Below are 857 nucleotides of genomic sequence, written 5' to 3' on the forward strand. Positions count from 1 at the left end.
GAGGATTAGCTCAGCTGGGAGAGCACCTGCCTTACAAGCAGGGGGTCGGCGGTTCGAGCCCGTCATCCTCCACCATATTTAATTTATGGTATAATGAAAGTAACAAAATAATAATATTATCGCGGGGTGGAGCAGTTCGGTAGCTCGTCGGGCTCATAACCCGAAGGTCACAGGTTCAAATCCTGTCCCCGCAACCAAATGGTCCCGTGGTGTAGCGGTTAACATGCCTGCCTGTCACGCAGGAGATCGCCGGTTCGATCCCGGTCGGGACCGCCATTTTAAATAAAAACATGGGTCAGTAGCTCAGTTGGTAGAGCATTAGATTGAAGCTCTAAGTGTCGGCGGTTCGATTCCGTCCTGACCCACCATGTAGATATGTTGCCGGTGTAGCTCAATTGGTAGAGCAACTGACTTGTAATCAGTAGGTTGAGGGTTCAAGTCCTTTCGCCGGCACCATTCCCATGGAGGGGTAGCGAAGTGGCTAAACGCGGCGGACTGTAAATCCGCTCCTTCGGGTTCGGCGGTTCGAATCCGTCCCCCTCCACCATTTCAAAAAAATAGGGGCATAGTTCAACGGTAGAATAGAGGTCTCCAAAACCTTTGGTGTGGGTTCGATTCCTACTGCCCCTGCCAATTTTTTAATTTAAAACTAGTTATTACGGCGATTGTGGCGAAGTGGTTAACGCACCGGATTGTGGTTCCGGCATTCGTGGGTTCGATTCCCATCAGTCGCCCCATTCTAAGTTTTAAAATAAAGAAATTGAACATAAATATAATTATGGCGATTGTGGCGAAGTGGTTAACGCACCGGATTGTGGTTCCGGCATTCGTGGGTTCGATTCCCATCAGTCGCCCCA

At 49.6% G+C, this 857-nt stretch carries 8 tRNA genes; all 8 read left to right on the forward strand.

Going from position 1 to position 857, the window contains the following annotated elements:
• The first annotated feature begins 120 nt into the window (after window positions 1-120).
• The 8 genes from ACH0B5_RS17590 (at window position 121) to ACH0B5_RS17625 (ending at window position 857) form a co-directional block, all read left to right on the forward strand.
• Window positions 121-197 (forward strand) — tRNA-Met (locus tag ACH0B5_RS17590).
• A gap of 3 nt (window positions 198-200) precedes the next feature.
• Window positions 201-276: transfer RNA gene (locus ACH0B5_RS17595), tRNA-Asp, on the forward strand.
• Window positions 277-292: 16 nt separating this feature from the next.
• A tRNA-Phe gene (locus ACH0B5_RS17600) sits at window positions 293-368 on the forward strand.
• Between the two features lie 12 nt (window positions 369-380).
• Window positions 381-456, forward strand: a tRNA-Thr gene (locus ACH0B5_RS17605).
• 7 nt (window positions 457-463) lie between these two features.
• Window positions 464-547, forward strand: a tRNA-Tyr gene (locus tag ACH0B5_RS17610).
• A gap of 12 nt (window positions 548-559) precedes the next feature.
• Window positions 560-633, forward strand: a tRNA-Trp gene (locus tag ACH0B5_RS17615).
• A gap of 28 nt (window positions 634-661) precedes the next feature.
• Window positions 662-737, forward strand: a tRNA-His gene (locus tag ACH0B5_RS17620).
• A 44-nt stretch (window positions 738-781) separates the two neighbouring features.
• Window positions 782-857: transfer RNA gene (locus ACH0B5_RS17625), tRNA-His, on the forward strand.

This window comes from Ureibacillus sp. 179-F W5.1 NHS, assembly GCF_045369345.1.
GTDB classification, from domain to species: Bacteria; Bacillota; Bacilli; order Bacillales_A; family Planococcaceae; genus Ureibacillus; species Ureibacillus halotolerans.